We start from the raw sequence: 18,473 nt of genomic DNA, 5'->3' as shown, positions 1-18,473 counted from the left end.
GAAGTCCTCCTTCAAGCTGAATAGAAGCCAGATTTCTTGCCAATACGGCGAAAATCTATAATCATCTCATAATCATGAAGCAATTGATCAAAGATAGCGTCCCACGAGCGACCAAGAGCAAACTCCCTAGCTTCAAATCCAAACTTCGCTAAGCGGTCATTGTCATCGACCAAAGAAATGATTTCTTGAACAAAAGATTGCGGCTGACGCGGAGCACATAACACGCCATTTTCCCCAGAGCTCACCATTTCTCGTACACCACCGCTATTGGCAGCAACGACAGGAAGTCCGGATGCCATGGCCTCTTGAACGACATTACCAAACGTTTCCGTGCTCGAAGGAAAGACGAAGAGATCGGCGGAAGCATAAATTTGAGCGAGCTCTTCGCCGCTTTTATATCCAGCGAATGTGACATTCGAAGGGGCTGACTCACGCAGCTCTTGTAGCTGTGGACCATCTCCGACAATGAGCCAATGAACTTGCGCTTTTACGGAATCTGGCAACAGTTTCATAATCGAGGATAGGGTATCTATATCTTTCTCAGGAGCGATGCGACCTACATAAAGCAGGAGATAAGGAGCTGTAATTCCATATCTTTCGCGAACGTCCATGCTTTTCTTTTCAGGTGCGTATAAGGAGCAGTCTACGCCTCGTGACCACAGCAGCAAGCGATCCATACCTTGTTCTTGTAGCGTGTCTAAGGTATCTCGAGAGGGAGCGAAAGTCGCATCACAAGAGTGGTGAAACCATTTCATATAACTCCAATAGAGGGGGATTGCAGCTTTCATATGGTAATAAGTCAAATAGCGATCGAAGTGAGTATGATAAGAGGCGACATGTGAGATGCGGTGTTTGCGAGCGTAGTGCAGACCACATAATCCAAGGTTGAAAGGGGTTGCTAAGTGGAGCAAATCAGGTTGAAAGCGGTCGAGCTCTGTACGGATAGCAGCTAGGTTCGGTAAAGCTAGACGACATTCGGGATAGAGAAAAAAAGGAATGCTCGTTACAGGACGAACGGGATCCGAATAGACCATATCAGCCGTGCTTTTTGGCGAAAAAACAAGATGCTCAATGCCCCTTCGATTCAAATAATCGGTGAAACGTCCAAGTGTGAGTGCAACGCCGTTCATTTGAGGAACAAAAGTGTCGGTAAACAACGCAAGACGCATATGAATCCCTCCTGTAGTTCCAAGTTTAACTTCAGCGTAGCAGGGGATTGTTCGGGGAATGTCAATGCAATATGAAAGTCATATTATAATTTCGCGTATGGCATATGGTGAGTAGAAGATCATATACTTGCGTGGAAAAGATTTTCGAGTATACAAGAAAATTGAATATTGCCTCATGAATGGGCTGCCCTGTATGGTGAAATCGAAAGAAACACCGTAACGCTACTTGCGTTAGCGATGAATTCCCAGACGAATCTAGTATGAAAAGGAGCAATACAACATGAAGAATAAGCTGAAATTAGGTATCGCAGGTGCAGGGAATATTTTCAAGGTTGCCCATGCGCCTGTCTTTGCTGAGCATCCCGAAATCGAGTTCGTAGCCGTTTGCGATCCGATTGCTGATAGAGCGAAACAGCAAGCCGAGCAATGGGGGATCCCGTATTTTTATACGGATTATAAGGAAATGCTGTCTAAACATCCTGAATTGGACGCGATTGACATTTGTTCGCCGAATAAATATCACAGTGATATTGCGGTTGCAGCACTTGAAGCTGGTCTTCATGTTTTCTGTGAAAAACCAGATGCCATCTCACCTGAAGAAGCGAGTCGAATGGCGAATGCTGCTGAGAAATCAGGCAAGCTGCTCATAACCATGCGTAATAATCGGTTTCGTCCAGCGATCCAATTCCTCAAAAAGTATGTAACCGCAGGTCATGCTGGTGATATTTATACGGGTCGCTGTGGTTGGGTGAGACGCAGAGGGATTCCGGGTAAAGGTGGATGGTTTACAACCAAGGAGTTGTCTGGTGGAGGACCACTGATTGATTTAGGCGTGCATTTTATCGACGTAGCTGTATGGCTTATGGGGAATCCAAGACCAGTCTCTGTTGTTGGAGCCACTTACACCAAGTTCGCAGATACATCCCTCAGTGATTCGGCACATAGTCAGTTCGGTGAGAAATCAGAGCAAGGCATCTACGATGTTGAGGATTTGGCGACTGGATTTATTCGCTTCGACAATGGGGCAACGCTGCAAATTGAATTCAGCTGGGCTTCAAATATCGAAGAAGAGACGAATTTCGTTGAGTTGAGAGGCACCAAAGCAGGGTTCACGTTTAAACGCGGCGAAACGAAAATTTTTACGGAAATAGAAGGCACGCTATGTGACATCTCACCGAAGCTCGCGAAAGACAACCATGGTCACGGCGAGCATCTTCATCACTTTATTGATTGTGTACAAGGCAGGGACCAACCGATTATCACTCCAGCAGATGGCTTACATATGATTCAAATTTTATCAGCTATTTATGAATCAGCGCGTACGGGTTCTGAAGTGAAATTATAAGCTCGGCAAGGGGCGGCAGGACCATTACGATGTATGTGAACTTGGGGTAAGCGATGCTTACCCCTTTATTTATAACGGCCTGAAGAAGTGTGACAGGATGGTTGCGAACTTCTTAATTGTCCTGTGTTCAAGATGAAATAGATGGATTTTATGTAGTTAAATTTCGGGTATTTCCGATCAAATACAGAATAGATGGAAAACCTGCAGTTAATATTAACCAATTTACACGATTTGAACAAAAGTCGCATTTTTAACTACATATTTTACAGTTAAATCGAGATTGTGAGGGGATTCCGCAAAAATAGCTGTATATTTTCCATTTAATAGTATTGGATACAAGCACTAATGAGATCCGGAATCCACATCCGGTTTCCGTGATCCGAATCCGCGTCCAGCATTCTCAGGCTATCCAGCAATAAATAAGGAGAGAATCAGATGATCAGAGAACACATGTATTTGCATAATGTGACTGAGGTAGAAAAACATCCCACGACGGGAGAATTGCAATTATATAGATTTCCCAAGCATGTACGCCATGTACTGGGGGATCGAGGACGTATCGTATCGGAAGAAGCTAGCGGTTGTGAGATCAGGTTTGTAACTGAGGCACCCGCGATTCGCATCACACTCTGTCTACCGGAAACAGACGGGGATGTATTTATTTTCAAAGGGGGACTGTTCCATTCGCAGCACCGATTGAACGCAGGTGTCAGACACACGCTTCATTTGGAAGCACCGAATCGAATTCAAAACATAGATTGCGAGCATCTCATGCAATCGGGCTTTGCTCCTGAAGTATGGCGAATCTTCTTCGGAAGAACGACTTGTCTCATTTCCCATTTGCAGACGTTCGGGTATCCTGTTCGTCCGCCTCAACCGAATGAAATGCCAACACAGCAGTGGCTTGCCTATGGGTCGTCCATTACACATGGGATGTATAATCAGCCGATGACCTACATCCAGCAGGCTGCGCGAAGATTAAGTATGGATGTGTATAATTGCGGATTAAGCGGTTCCTGTCTGTGCGAGAAAGAGGTTGCGGATTTTCTAGCAGATCGTCAAGATTGGCAAATCGCTACCTTGGAGCTAGGTGTTAACATGCGGGATCGATACACAGTGGAACAATTCCATGACGCAACGGATTACTTGTTGAAGAGACTTATTACAAAACATCCGGATAAACCCATTTTCGTCATTACGATCTATCCGAACATCGCCACCTACAATGACAGCGAAACTACGAAAAAAGATGCCGCCTTCAATGAAGTCCTTCGCGCCCATGTAAGGAAATTCAACCATCCTAACTTGCATCTCATTGAAGGTGATGAAATCTTAGATGATTTCTCTGGGTTGTCTGTGGATCTCGTGCATCCCGGAGAATATGGACATATGAGAATGGCTTATCAATTGGCTGAGCAAATCAAGAAGATTTTAAACGGATCTAATGAGCAGAATTGATTAACGAGAAAGTTGATGATGTCTTTTTCACAGAATATCCTTTAAAATAAGTTGTAAAATCGATGCTATCCAGCAACAGGAGAGATGTGCCGTGCAGAAAAAATGGTTGTATCGCTTAATTATGTCTTACATTCCTATTTTCTTCGCGGTGATTTTTTGCCTGATGCTGTTATTTTTTATGACCATGAGTGATATGGTTCGTAAACAGACACTTCAAGCTAACGAAGTTTTCGCTGGACAAGTTGTACAAATTCTAGATTCGACATTGAAAAATATAGACACAGTTGCTAGTAAAAATGTGCTGCTGAACAGCAAAATTACAGCTTATTTTAACAGTAAAGTGCCACAATCCGTTTATAACTATTATGAGGTGACTGAAGTTCTTCAGGACTTCATGGCATCTGTGCCTATGATTGATTCGGTGTATTTATATCGAGAGTCTGATGGCAAAATCATTATGCAGCACTTCTCATCCGAGTTGTCCCTGTTTGGTGACAGAACGTTCGTCAAAGCGTCGATGTCGTTTCAATCACCCATGATGTGGAGTAATCTTCGGACACTCTCATTGTTCCAAGACGAAGAACAGACGAAGCGTGTGATTTCGTTGGTCAAAAAGGTTCCTTATTATTCCGGTGAGCAAGGGCTCATCGTCATTAATGTGAGAGCAGACTCTCTTCATGATTTGACACGTGAGATGAAAATTGACGGCGTTTCCTCTTTATGTCTTGCTGACACGAACGGGAATAGCTTTGAAGGCATGGAACGGAAATGTGTCAATACTGGGCAAGATGTATCAGATGATACGGTGCTCAAATCGTCCTATACAGATTGGACTCTACATATTGGGATGAAGCACGAGGGACTCTTCGCTTATGTTTCTACATTCTCATATGTGTGGGTGTTGCTTGGTTTCATGACCATTGTTGGCGGGATTGCCGCTATGACCTATATTAGTCATCGTCATTATCGTCCGTTGGATCAGGTGATGAATCGGATTTCCACCTTCTCCGAGCACAAGAACAGTTTAGTGAAAAGGCAGGATACGGATGACGAATTCGCCTTTATCGACAAATCGCTCGAGAGCTTGATTGAACATACGAATAACTATGATAAATTACAAGCGGAAGGTATGCTGTTCCGGCGTGCGCAGTTGTTTAAAGATATTTTGGATGGTACACGTGTATTGCCAATGAATAAGCTTACAACTGAATTAGCGGTTGTCGGGCTCGATGAAGTTTTTGATCATCTGGTTGTTGCAGTTATTGAGATTGATTATTATCGGTCATTTGCCGATGCTTATACGCAGAAGGATCAATCCTTATTCAAATTTACGCTGCGCAGTGCAGTTGAAGAAATTGCTGAAGCAGAAAATGAACACCTCTGGACAGAATGGATAGCTCCCCATCAACTAGGATTGCTGTATAGGACAGAGGGAGCTGATCGTGAGAGACAAACGATTCTCAAGATCAAAACGATGGCCGAACGGGCGAGGGCCTGGATTGAACAATATTTGACCTTTACGGTGACCATCGGTATTGCGAATATCGTGAAACAAACGGAAACACTACCCGTTTCCTTCCTTGAAGCACGCAAAGCATTGGACCGTAAAATATCGGTAGGTCCAAATGGCGTACATATCTATGATTCTCGCTGGGACATGCTTACCGAAGGAAGAGGTTTGGATACGTTGCAGATGGATTTGCGCGAGGCTGCGCAGCTATTCCGCATTGGTAATCCAGAATGGGAGATGCTGCTGCAGCAATCGTTCGACACCATGGTAGCTGGTTTCTACACCAAAGCAGAAATGACGAGCTTACTGCGTAATTTCAAAATGCAGTTGCATCGCGAGATGCAGGAGCTCCCGCAGGAGTTTCAGGAGAAGTGGCGCGCAGGAGGCTTCCTACAAATGAATGCCTTAGCAGATGATTTCGAATGGATCGGGGAAGCTCAAGCAAAGCTGTTGCCGCCTCTTAGAGAGTCGCATAGTGAACTGCAAGATTTGCGTATGAATCGTGAACAATATACATTAGCTTCTAACGTACAAGCTTACTTAAGCGCTCATTACGGCAATCCTGATGTGTCGTTAGCCCAAGTTAGTGAAACTTTTGATGTCAACACGAAGACATTAAGTCGTATTTTCAAAGAAGAAATCGGTGAGAAGTTTGTCGATTACTTAGCAAGGATTCGAACCGAACATGCGAAGCAGCTTCTTGAAGAAACGGCTGATCCCGTTCAAGTGATCTCCGAAAAAGTAGGTTATCTGTACCCGATGTCCTTTATCCGTGTATTCAAGAAAATCGTGGGGACGACACCTGGTGATTATCGAAAAGAGTATGAGGAACGTAAGGGGATTTCGACCTAATTATCCTAATCAACTTTCTTATTTATATCTTAGAAACCCGGCCAATGGCTGGGTTTCTTTGCATTTACCGCAGTTATGTATACGAGAAAAGTGAATATTGCTCGGAGTGGTTGAGAGAAGGTATGTTGGTGTCAGCCAAAGGCATAACACAATTGACACAAGGAGGTATGACATTGGAGACAAGTCCAATACTCGAAACACGAACGAATGCCAACATGAAAGCAAGTCAGAAGCCATCATTGAAAGCGCGAACCTTTTGGATGAGCCGCCGAGTTCGGCAAAACATTCCGCTCTGGATCATGTTTCTACCGATCGCGGCCTTTTATCTCATTTTCAAATATACGCCGATGCTTGGACTTGTGATTGCGTTTAAAAACTACAATTTCTATGAAGGGATTTGGGGAAGCCCGTGGGTGGGCTTGCAGAATTTCCAACATCTCTTCACACAAGCACAATCCGTTCAGATTATTCGCAATACGCTTGTTTTAAGTGTGCTGACCGTGTTCGTGAGCTTTCCATTTCCGATTATACTTGCCATTCTATTGAATGAAGCACGCAAGATGTGGTTCAAACGCATGGTGCAGACGCTCGTCTATTTACCTCACTTCTTTTCATGGGTCATCGTTGGGGGAATCGTCGTGACCTTGTTTTCGCAAAGCGGGGTTATTAACGCGGGAGTGACAAAGCTGTTCGGAGAATCCTATGCTTTTCTTTTTCATGAATGGTCGTGGGTTTCCATCTTTCTTGGTTCGGGCATTTGGAAGGAAGCGGGCTTCAGCGCCATTATTTATCTAGCCGCATTGACCACCATTGATCCGAGCCTCTATGAAGCAGCAAGTATGGATGGCGCGAATAAATGGAAGCAAACGTGGCACATTACCATTCCAGGTATTAGTCCAACGATTATCCTCATGCTCATTCTGGCAATGGGACATGTCATGGAAGTTGGATTTGATCAAGTCTACGTGTTGCAAAATTCAATCGTTTCCAATGTTTCGGATGTGATCTCAACCTTCATTTATCAAACGGGTTTGCAGGGCGGCCAATTTAGCTTAACAACAGCTCTCGGTTTGTTTGAATCTCTAGTAGGACTTGTGCTTGTTGTGATGACTAACGCAATCGCGAAACGGTTCAACCGTCAATTATGGTAAAGGGAATGATGTGTGCATGAAAACGACTTCAGGTGAAAAAGTATTTTATGGCATTAATTATGTGATTTTGGCTGTAGCCGGGCTGCTCTGTCTACTCCCCTTAATACATTTGGCTTCGCTATCCTTAAGCGGTAAAGATGCGGTATTGTCAGGTTTCGTAGTGCTCTGGCCGGTAGATTGGTCTACGGAATCGTATTCTCTTCTGTTCAAAGGGACGCCGATCATCCAAGCTTTTACGAATAATGTGATCATTACGGTTGTTGGTGTTGCTCTGAGCATGATCTTTACAGTGCTGGCAGCATATCCGTTATCTAGAAAAGTATTCTATGGGCGTAAGTATCTAACGCTAGCTATCGTGTTTACGATGCTGTTTCAAGGTGGATTGATTCCAACCTACTTGGTCATTAAGCAAATGGGGCTCATTGATTCCTACGGCGCCTTATGGCTGCCATCTTTGGTTAGTACGTTCAATATGCTCATCATGCGATCCTTTTTCGAAAATATTCCCGAAGAGCTGGAAGAAGCGGCTCGGATGGATGGCTGCGGCGAATGGAAGCTGCTGCTTCGGATCATTTTACCGCTGTCGATGCCGATGATTGCGACGATCGCGCTCTTCTACGGCGTACAGTATTGGAACTCTTTTTTTAATGTGATGATCTATGTAAACAGCCCTGAGAAGTTAAATTTAACTGTGTTGATTCAGCAAATGATCAAGAGCCAATCGCTCGTGACAGATATTAATAATCTGGGTCCTGAAGCTGTCGTTAATGTGACACCGGAAGGGATGAAGGCAGCGGGCGTCATCATCATGATCATTCCAATGCTTATCGTATATCCGTTTCTGCAAAAGTATTTCGTTAAAGGGGTGATGATCGGCGCCATCAAAGGGTAATGGCAGTAATGGACAAGACGTATTAGAATGTAAACAGCGATACTAATTCGGGAGGTCACCACCAATGAGACAAAGAACATGGACAAAACGGAATACAACGGCAACAGCAGCGATCGCGACAGCGCTTGCTCTGGTTGTCGTAGGCTGCAGCACGAAAGATGATAAAACGTCAACGACGAGTCCAAGTGCGGCAACTCAAGCTACACCGGAAAAGCGTGGTTCCATCACTGCCTCACTTTATGATCGCGGAAATATCCCAGCAGAAGAGGGGACAATTATTAACAATCGTTGGACGAAATGGGTGAACGAAAAAGGACCCGCAGATGTGAAATTCGTTCCGATTCCACGGTTTGAATCACTGCAGAAATATAACGTATTATTTGCCTCAGGTTCAGCACCAGATCTTATTTTCGAATTCGATAAATCGTATTTAGGTCAGTTATATAACCAGAAGCAATTGATGCCGCTTGATGACATCATTAATAAATATAGTAAAGAGTACAAAGCGAGACTTGAGAAGTATCCTGCTCTGAAAAAGGCAACAACGATGCCAGATGGCAAAATGTACTTCTTAGGCCGCCCTTATAACTTGGATCCGAATCATTACTTGTTCGTTCGTGCCGATTGGCTCAAGAAGCTGAATCTGCAAGTACCGAAGACAACGGAAGAGCTGTTAGCTGTCGCGAAGGCCTTCACTGAAAATGACCCAGATGGCAATGGGAAGAAAGATACGCAAGGTATCGGACTTAGCTTCATTTCAGGTATCGTTTTGAACCATATGTTTGGCAATGGCTTCACACTCTTTGGAACGGATCAATATCCGTGGAATCTGAAGGATGACAAGGTTGTTCATGATTGGGACAGCTTGAAAGCGGCGATTGCTTATCAGAAAACGATTTATGAAGCTGGCTATACGGATAAGGATTTTGTGACAGATAAAAATGGGGCCAAATCCGCGCAAGATTGGATGGCTGGTAAAGTGGGGATCATCGGAAGCTCCCTTCCAACGAAGAACTATGAGACTTTGAAGAAAAATGTGCCGGATGCCGAAATTATTTCGATTGCCTTGCCGAAGAGCGAGTTCGGTCAATTCAGTCCGTTATTGAATAATCCAATTGCTGTCACTGGTGCTGTGAACGCTGCAGCTAAGGACCCAGCAGCCATTGTGAAAGAAATTGATTTCATGTCCAGCGACGCGTTCAAAACTACCGTGAATAATGGGATTGAAGGCGAACAGTACAAAAAAGGAGCGAACGGCTGCCCAGAGCCAATAGATGCGGAGAAAACGAAGAAAGAAGTGAGCTACATTGCTGACTTGAACATGCTGGCGTCGTTAGCGAAGGATTCCTGTACAGGTCTTGAAAATAAAGCGAATCCAACGCCGATTGAGAAAGACATGCTTGAGGTACTGAAGCAAGGACGCATCGCGTATGTCGATCCGAGCCGCCCAATGCCAGGTGTGACGCATCGTGATTTTTTACCGCTTCTCCCGCAGGATTTGGTAGCGATTAATACGAATGCGAATAAAACGATTGTCGATTTGGCGACCAAAGTGATCGTAAGCGGGAACAGTTACACGATGGATCAATTCATTCAAGAAGCGAAGGCTGTATGGGAAAAAGCAGGCGGACCGAAAGTCGATGCTTTCTATGATGAGTGGTATCAAGCTAACAAGAAAACAGCCTTGTTGATGAAAGATTTGTATGAGATCAAATAAGATCATCTCCTGAAAAGTGGATAAGGAAAGTGTCTCCTTTGAGGCACTTTCCGTGTTTTCAGGCGGTGTGGAGGAGAAGCGAGATGAAACAAATGATGGCGTTAAAAGATGTCGCAAGTCGTGTTATTCATCAAATGAAGACACTTGGCAATGAAACCCAAATAGCGGAAGAATGTCCCATTAGCATCATTGATATGGGGACCTGGGAATGGGCTCAGGGAGTAGGTTTGTACGGATTACTTCGCTACTATCAGGAGACTAGTGAAGGTAATGGTTTAGCGTTCTTGATTGAATGGTTTGACCGTAACATAGCGGATGGTCTCCCCGAGAAAAACGTCAATACGATGTGTCCCATGCTGACATTGACATATGTCTATGAACTTACAGGGAATCCGGCGTACTTAGCGCTCAGCCAGGAGTGGGCCGAGTGGATTATGACGGATATGCCAAGAACGGAAGAGAACGGACTTCAGCATATCGTGTCTGGTCAAGCCAATGAGCAACAACTGTGGGACGATACATTGTTCATGACGGTATTATTTTTGGCGCGAATGGGTACTTTGCTCGGTAGACAAGATTATTTGGATGAATCCGTGCGGCAATTCCTCGTGCATATCAAATATTTGACGGATCGTAAGACGGGTTTATGGTATCACGGTTGGGCGTTTGAAGGCCGGCATCACTTTGCGAACGCACTTTGGGCACGTGGCAATTGCTGGTATACAGCAGGCATTGTCGATTATCTCGACATCATCCAAGATCTGAACGGCGGGGTGAAGATGTTTCTGTTGGATGCGTTATTATCACAGGTTGAGGCACTGGAGAAGCTTCAACATGAGAATGGGATGTGGCATACACTTCTGGATGATCCAAACTCGTATATAGAAACATCGGCTACGGCAGGCTTCGCGTATGGGATTCTGAAAGCCGTTCGATTGGGATATTTACCTCCGCGATTTAGAACAATGGGAGAGTCTGCTTTAAGGGCCGTCCTTGCAAGGACGAAAGAGAACGGTATCGTTACCGAAGTTTCATATGGGACGGGGATGGGATTAACGTTGGATGCTTATCGGGAAATCCCGTTATGTCCGATGACGTATGGTCAGGCGCTTACGCTGATGCTTATAACAGAGGGGATTAAGCTTGAATCCAGCCAATCGTAGACATGGAGAGGTGAGAGAATTGATTAACATGAAATCGAATATACACAAATTGATGAATGAAACTTTTTTATACGAAAATAACGGGGTCATTCTGGAAGACGGTATGGTTAGATACAATAAACCTGGGCATACGCGAGAAATTGCTCATCTAGGCTATTGCCATGAAGGCAGGCAAACCGCGCAATATTATACATTTGGCATGCTGTTGGGACAACTGGATGAGCAAGCTGGGTTACACATTCTTCAATCACTTTCCAAGCTGCAACGGACAAATAAATCGGATCCGCACTATGGCGGTTTCAGGTGGTATCAGGAAGAGCAGCACGTGAATGATACGAATGCCGCTTTCTTCATTCTTAGACCGCTTGTCATGTTGTATATGTGCCATCCAGATGTTATACCGGCCAGCCACCGGACGGTTATTCATGAGATGTTGCACCATGCGGCTGAGTGGTTCCGTAAGGAATGCGAAAACCCGATTCTGTATTACCCGAATAAAATCGTGAGTGATGGGGCGCTGCTCCTAGCGATTTCGTCTTTACTTAATAATCCTGTTTATTTGGAAGAAGGCATCCGTTTCTTTGAACGGTGGGAGGCGTATACGACAAGTAGAGGCTGGGGCTGGGGTGAAAATATCAGCTTGGTTTATCTGTCTGTGATCTTAAATGCGCTTCAAATTTCGATTAAAGTGTTAGCAGGACAGCAGCATCCGCTTGAGGGGCAACTTCGCAATCGAATCCAGAACATCTACCAGTTTCTTAGGTTTCAGGATGGCGAAGAATTCGTCCCCACGATCCGCAGTTATAACTTTAGCGGTGAAACCACACGTGATGATATGATTTGGACCATTGCGGGCATTGTGGACGTAGAGGCGTTACAACCACAGAAATTAACGATGACTCATTTGCTAAGCTTACTTTTATTTCAAGACGAGTTATCCGAGTGGGCGGGAGAGGGTACCCCTCAACTAACTCCCAGGATATGGGAAGAACCCATTTTCGATAAGAGTTCCGCATACTATTGGATTGGCACTAGCTCGCGACTCGGCAGCATTAATCGCTTTCCCGTCATCCCTGGCAGCTATCAGTGGCCCGATTGGGGGCTTGGTTGGCAATCTTTCCCTGTCAGCTTCAGTGTTACAGCTGAGCAGGTTTCATTCTTGCGCTGGTATGTTGATCTGGGTGATGAGGTTCGCACACATCCAGGAGAATCATACCGAACGTCATATTTAGCACCGGCGTTATTCAAGGAATCGTTCTTTCCCGACATTCAGACGCGTTCGGCGCAGTTTGAACATTGTTTGCTCACGGTTCGCAATATGTCGAATGTGAATCACTGTGTAGCTGAGATTGCTGATGAGTGGGTAATTCATCGCTATGCTGGCGCCATCGAAGAAATCGTTACAACGGTAGAAGCGAGACATTGGCTACTGGTGAGATATGCACATATGACCATTGCGATCACAGCTTTGAATGGAATTACGAGTGATGCTGCGGAGAGACAGGCAATGACAGTAGAGATTGTGCACGAATCGGAACGAGTTAAGTTAAGACAGGTACTGCACACAGGTGAGGCAGGTCTTGTTCAACAAACCAGGTTGGAAACGGGATGGGCCGTTCTTTCCCTTGAGCACCTTACTCATCAAGATGACATTCTTGATTACTTGGAAGAAGTACGAATTGAAGATCTTAGTTATGCAGATGGCAAAGTCCCACGCACGAAATTCACAGAAATCAGACAGATCCAATTAAGCATTGCAGGCATGGAAAAGGTCCATTTACACATAGATCCTCATGAATAGAGCCTAGTTGGCCTCCTTAAGCGATATACGGGAAAGTTGAATATTGCTTAAGGGGGGCTTTGCGTCTTATGTTTACTTCCAGAAACAACATTATACTTGAAAAGGTGGAGAAATAATGAGAAGAGTCATCCTGAAATCCAGATTTGTATGCGCTTTCTTAGTATTCGCATTACTGGCAGGACTTTGTCTGCCAGCAGCGGTACCTAGCGTCATGGCAAGCTCGGACGATGTATTATTCGAAAATTTTGATACAAGTACGCTGGGTGTAAAACCCGCCAATTGGACAGGAAACCCGCCAGCTGCAGATGTTTCTGCGCCAGTACCTTATATCGCTAAAGCATCTGTCGAGAATCTGGCTGATTACTCAACGCCATTGCTGAAATTCGAGAAGAACGGCAAATCTACAGGCAATCTACTGATAGAGCGAGCATTTGTAAATACGAACAGTCAATCTGTGTTTACCTACAAAGTGAGAGCTGAACAAACGACAGGAGCCGTATACTTGCCCACTCCCAAAAGCGGCAATGTGATGGCTAAATTCGCGATGAATGGCGGAAATTTCCAATATATGAAGAAAGGAGCGTCAACTTGGACGACCATTCAACCTTATTCAAGTGCCACTTGGTATGAGGTAAAGCTGCTGCTGAATTCAGATGTGGATACATTTGATTTATTCATTAACAATGAGAAACGACTTACGAATGAACCGATGATGGAAAGTGGAGCCGTAACTTCCTTTTATTTGGGACTCTATAAGGATACGATCGGAACTGCTTACTTTGATGACTTTCATATTTATCCTTTTATACCGGTGCAATCCATTGCAGTCACACAAGCGGTGTATGAGGTAAATGTAGGTGCTATTCAACCACTTAACGTGATCTTCACACCACCAACAGCAACCAATCAAACTTTGATTTGGTCATCGAGTGATACCGCGATTGCAACTGTCACGCAGACGGGCGTCGTTACCGGAGTCGCTCCCGGCACAGCGATCCTTTCTGCCAAAGCAGTGGGCAATATTTCGGATGCAACGGTTGTTGTGAACGTGAGTGCTGTTACTCCGGTTGGCGGGGAAGTTGGAGATCTCTTATCCGTTTCATTTGATGGGGAAACAACGGGAACGAAGCCTACGGGGTGGAAAGTACCAGCGCCTTCAGCGGCGGTTAGTCCGGCACCAGTTCCTTATATATTGGCAGCAACGATAGGGGAAATAGCAAATTACCCAGGTAAATTGTTAAAGATTGAGAAGAACGGAAAATCAACGGCCTCCTACAGTATTGATAAAACGATCACAGGTGCAAGTTCGAAAGTAACCATGACGTACAAATTTCGTGCGGAACAATCAGATGCCGTCATTTATTTGCCCTCTCTGAAGGGGGCGGATACAGGGGGGACTGCATTGAAATTCGCTATATACACAGGGCAATTTAGTTATATGAAGCAAGGGGCAACCGCTTGGACAAGTATCCAGCCGCTCACCAGTGGTGAGTGGTACCAGGTTAAGCTGATGATGGACACGGATGCGGCTATATTCGATTTCTACATTAATGGAAATCAGAAATTGTCTCGTGAGCCTTATGATATCGGTGGCGTGCCATCTGTGATGTATTTGGGGATTTATAAAGACAGTATCGGTACTGCTTTTTTCGATGACTTTCAAATGTATTCGTATCATGCTGCTGTGAGCGCATCCATCAGTCCAGATGACATCCATTTGGTGAAGGATGATAGTCTACAACTGCCACTAACGTTTACACCTGCAAATGCAACGATACAGAGCGCTGTATGGTCCTCCAGTGAACCGACTGTTGCTTCGGTGGATAACAATGGGGTTGTACAGGGGCTGCAACCAGGAACGACACTCATCTCAGCACAACCTTATGAGAATATTCCACAAGTAACTGTGACTGTCCATGTCTATGAGGTACCAATTACCGGGATTTCTGTTGCTGCTGTCCCTGGCGATGTCCCCGTTGGATCCAGGTTATTTCTTGATGCTACGCTCACACCTCCTGATACAACTGAGCAGCAAATTATATGGGGAACAACGAACGCTGCTATAGCAACGGTAGACACCTATGGGGAGTTGACTGCGATAGGTGCCGGCACAACGAGCATTTATGCGACCAATAAGGAGGGTACGATACAAGGACAGACAATTGTGACTGTTGTGAACAGGTCCGTCGCACACGAACTGTATATCTCGCCGGATGGGAATGATACGAATCCAGGTACATTGCAATCCCCTTTTAAGACGATTACCAAGGCACAGACAACTGCAAGAGCGTTAAATGCCAGTATGCAGGGCGATATCAATATTTATTTGCGTGGGGGAACTTACACCTTAAGCGATACACTTCGATTTGATGAGTCAGACTCGGGCAGCAATGGCTACTTTGTGACGTATCATAATTATCCAGGTGAACATCCTGTCATTAGCGGTGGGCAAGTGATTACAGGCTGGAACGAGTTTGACAGTGAGCGGCACGTGTTTCGGGCATTCGTCGGAACGGAATTTCAAACGAGACAGCTTTATATTAATGGGGTACGTGCGATCCGAGCAAGAAGTGCAGGCGGGTTGATTAATGCTAAAAAGACAGCTACAGGGTACACGTCCGATGATACTTTCCTTGCTAATTATCATCGGATAAGTGATCTTGAAATGGTTTTCAATGATTTATGGTCTAATTCACGAGTGAAAGTGGAGTCAGTGAATGTGAGTGGCAGCAAAGCGCAGATTACGATGAAAGATCCAGGCTGGACAGCATCTTCGGTGCGCGGTTTATCTTCTATTACCGTTCCTGTGTATTATGAGAATGCATTTGAATTACTGGATGAAGCTGGAGAATGGTACTTCGACTCATCGGACGGTTATCTCTATTATAAGCCGAGAGCTTGGGAGGATTTAACTACGGCTGAAGCCATAGCGCCTATTTTGGAACAATTAGTAGCGGTCATTGGGCAATCAGTGGATCAACCGGTGCGCAATCTTCAGTTTGAAGGCCTGCAATTTATGTATACGACTTGGATGAGACCGAGCACAGATAAGGGACATTCGGATGCCCAGAATAACTATTTGCGTTATGCGGGAACGTCAGATGAGCTTCCAGATGCGGCTATCGAAGTAGAGCTTGCCAATACGGTTAATTTCATTGGGAATGACTTTGCTAAGTTAGGAATTACAGGTCTAATCCTGCAAAATGGCGTACAGAACAGCCTGATCGAAGGGAATCGCTTCTATGATATTTCTGGCAGTGCGATATCGGTAGGTCAGCCGAGTTCGAAGGATCGTCTATATTATAACCCAACAGATCACGGCATGGTGATGAAAAATGATGATATCCTTAACAATCTGATTTATGATATCGGCGTTGATTTCAAGTCGGCATCTGCTATTTCCGCCGGTTTTCCGCTTGATATGGACATTAGCCATAATGAGATTTACAACATTCCGTATAGTGGAACGCATATTGGGTACGGGTGGGATAAGGATTTTGACCCGATTACCAAAAATATCAAGATTCAAGATAACATGATATATGATCTTATGGGCAAAGGTATTCGCGATGGCGGAGCCATCTACAGTCTAGGCACGAATGGTGCCAATCCGCAGGATAAGAACATAGTATCCGGCAATTATATCCGCAATCAAATGGACGATAGTGCCGCATTGTATGCGGATCAGTCATCTGCTTATTGGCGATACGAGAACAATGTCATCGATTTGAAGGAATCGAACCCGTGGCATGGTTCCAAGCGGTGGGCGCAGGCATGGACGAATTTAATCCATGATCTAGATTTTGTGAATAACTATACGACAGAATCATATTACGTCAATAACGGGATCAACAATACGTTTGAAGGAACGACGGTCGTTCCTGACGCTAACTGGCCAGCAGGTGCCAAGGCGATTATTGCACAAGCGGGGATAGAGCCAGCTTATCAGGATATACAGGCAGGTATTGTCAGCCGTTGGTCGACAGAGCATCTAAGTCTCAATGTTGGCTCCACAAGTACGGTGAGCGTAAATGCGCAAAACGGGAAAGATCAGCAGCTTAGTTTGGAAGGCAGTCAGTTGTATTACGAAACCAAGAATCCCAACATTGCTACAGTGGATGCACAAGGGCATGTTACAGGCATTTCTTCAGGTAGTACCCAAGTTGTTATCTATATCGTGAATGGTACGGTTATGCGTGAGCTTGAAGCGGATATTTATGTCGGTGATGTCTTAACGGATATCCGACTGACAGACACAACGGGCAATATTCTCCATGTCGAGCAAGGGACGACAACCGAGCTTCATGCGTACGGGAACACGTCATTCGGTAATCGTACAGAGCTAGATCACGTGTCATTTACTTCATTAACACCTGAAGTTGCTACAGTGAGCAGTGATGGCACGCTAACAACGCTTCAAGCGGGTTCGGCGATTCTCTTACTGAAGGGAGATTTTTTAGGACAGCAGCGAGAAGGTTATTATCATGTGAGGGTGTGGAATCATACAACCACGGATAATTACAAGTTGCGCAAAGAAATCAACGATATAGAGGGCTGGTATGTGTACCCGACTGCTTTGAATAACGTGTCTAGTGATACTGACAGTATCACAATTACAACACCTAATAGTGGTCACGCCGTGTATCAAGGACGTACTTTCATGAACGAGTTTATCGATTTCAATCTAAAAATCAATGCCACGACAAGCTGGTATGCCCTTCTCTTCGGAAAGCAAAGTAATACCCTTGGTTATAGTCATGGAGATGAAGACAATTACCTGATGGTTGTTTCGGAATCAGGCATTGAGCTTCAGCGATACAATAAGGGACAAAGAACGGTGATCTACGGCACGATCGCTAATTATACAAGCTTAGCAGGGCCTGCGATCCCGAATACGACGATACTTCCTTTCAATCAGGAGCGCCATCTTCAGCTCGGGACTTTCAACGAGGAGAATGGGGTCCGCATTATTCTGAAAGTGGATGGCGCAGAAGTGTTCAATTATTTGGATACAGCTCCGGAAGCCATTCGCAAGCCAGGTTACTTAGGACTTATTTCGAGGAACGGCAGTATGACATTCTCTAAAACCGATGATTCCGCTCAACCGATTGTTGGACTCATCATGAGTGGGGTAGCAGATATGGTGGTTGGTGAGACAACGATTGCTACAGTGAAGGCGATGGATGACACTGGAGAACTGATCGAGCCAATTACAGGGGTTACTTTCGAAAGTGACCAACCTGAAGTTGCAGGTGTTGGCACGGATGGAACGGTTGAAGCCATAGGGCAAGGCACTGTGCGTATTACAGCTTCTTATGCGGGGTCAACTGTGACAATTGAGCTTGTGGTTCGTGCGGGGGATGATCCGACGGAGTCGTAAACAGTTGCTTCTACAGCTTACCATTACAGCTTCTT

Annotated in this window: 10 protein-coding genes; 9 read left to right on the top strand and 1 reads right to left on the bottom strand. The window is 45.0% G+C overall.

What is annotated here, in order from left to right; all coding sequences use genetic code 11:
- Positions 1-11: 11 nt before the first annotated feature.
- Entirely contained in the window at positions 12-1,169 is a 1,158-nt protein-coding gene (locus tag GC096_RS12445; protein WP_171630548.1) for a glycosyltransferase family 4 protein, read from the bottom strand.
- Between the two features lie 280 nt (positions 1,170-1,449).
- On the opposite strand from GC096_RS12445, the gene GC096_RS12440 reads away from it, so the two are divergent.
- The 9 genes from GC096_RS12440 to GC096_RS12400 all read left to right on the top strand — a co-directional run bounded on the left by GC096_RS12440 (position 1,450) and on the right by GC096_RS12400 (position 18,438).
- Positions 1,450-2,514, top strand: coding sequence for a Gfo/Idh/MocA family protein (locus GC096_RS12440; protein ID WP_171630547.1), 1,065 nt, complete (start codon positions 1,450-1,452; stop codon positions 2,512-2,514).
- Between the two features lie 435 nt (positions 2,515-2,949).
- On the top strand, positions 2,950-3,972 hold the full coding sequence (locus GC096_RS12435; protein ID WP_171630546.1) for an SGNH/GDSL hydrolase family protein: 1,023 nt from the start codon (positions 2,950-2,952) through the stop codon (positions 3,970-3,972).
- Positions 3,973-4,063: 91 nt separating this feature from the next.
- Positions 4,064-6,334 (top strand): helix-turn-helix domain-containing protein, encoded by a 2,271-nt coding sequence (locus GC096_RS39335; protein WP_171630545.1) that lies wholly within the window; start codon positions 4,064-4,066, stop codon positions 6,332-6,334.
- Positions 6,335-6,549: 215 nt separating this feature from the next.
- Positions 6,550-7,485 (top strand): ABC transporter permease, encoded by a 936-nt coding sequence (locus tag GC096_RS12425; RefSeq protein WP_376769499.1) that lies wholly within the window; start codon positions 6,550-6,552, stop codon positions 7,483-7,485.
- A gap of 16 nt (positions 7,486-7,501) precedes the next feature.
- Entirely contained in the window at positions 7,502-8,377 is an 876-nt protein-coding gene (locus GC096_RS12420) for a carbohydrate ABC transporter permease (protein WP_171630544.1), read from the top strand.
- 64 nt (positions 8,378-8,441) lie between these two features.
- On the top strand, positions 8,442-10,094 hold the full coding sequence (locus GC096_RS12415) for an extracellular solute-binding protein (RefSeq protein ID WP_171630543.1): 1,653 nt from the start codon (positions 8,442-8,444) through the stop codon (positions 10,092-10,094).
- Positions 10,095-10,177: 83 nt separating this feature from the next.
- Positions 10,178-11,257: a beta-galactosidase BglB gene (gene bglB, locus GC096_RS12410; RefSeq protein ID WP_171630542.1), complete on the top strand. Its 1,080-nt coding sequence runs from the start codon at positions 10,178-10,180 to the stop codon at positions 11,255-11,257.
- A 28-nt stretch (positions 11,258-11,285) separates the two neighbouring features.
- Complete coding sequence (locus GC096_RS12405; protein ID WP_171630541.1) at positions 11,286-13,058, top strand: hypothetical protein; 1,773 nt, start codon at positions 11,286-11,288, stop codon at positions 13,056-13,058.
- 115 nt (positions 13,059-13,173) lie between these two features.
- Positions 13,174-18,438, top strand: a complete 5,265-nt coding sequence (locus GC096_RS12400) for an Ig-like domain-containing protein (RefSeq protein ID WP_171630540.1) — start codon at positions 13,174-13,176, stop codon at positions 18,436-18,438.
- The last annotated feature ends 35 nt before the right edge of the window (positions 18,439-18,473 follow it).

The organism is Paenibacillus plantarum (genome assembly GCF_013141695.1).
Taxonomy (GTDB): Bacteria; Bacillota; Bacilli; order Paenibacillales; family NBRC-103111; genus Paenibacillus_E; species Paenibacillus_E plantarum.
Note: the sequence above shows the minus strand (reverse complement) of the source record. Positions and strands in the feature narration are given on the sequence as shown.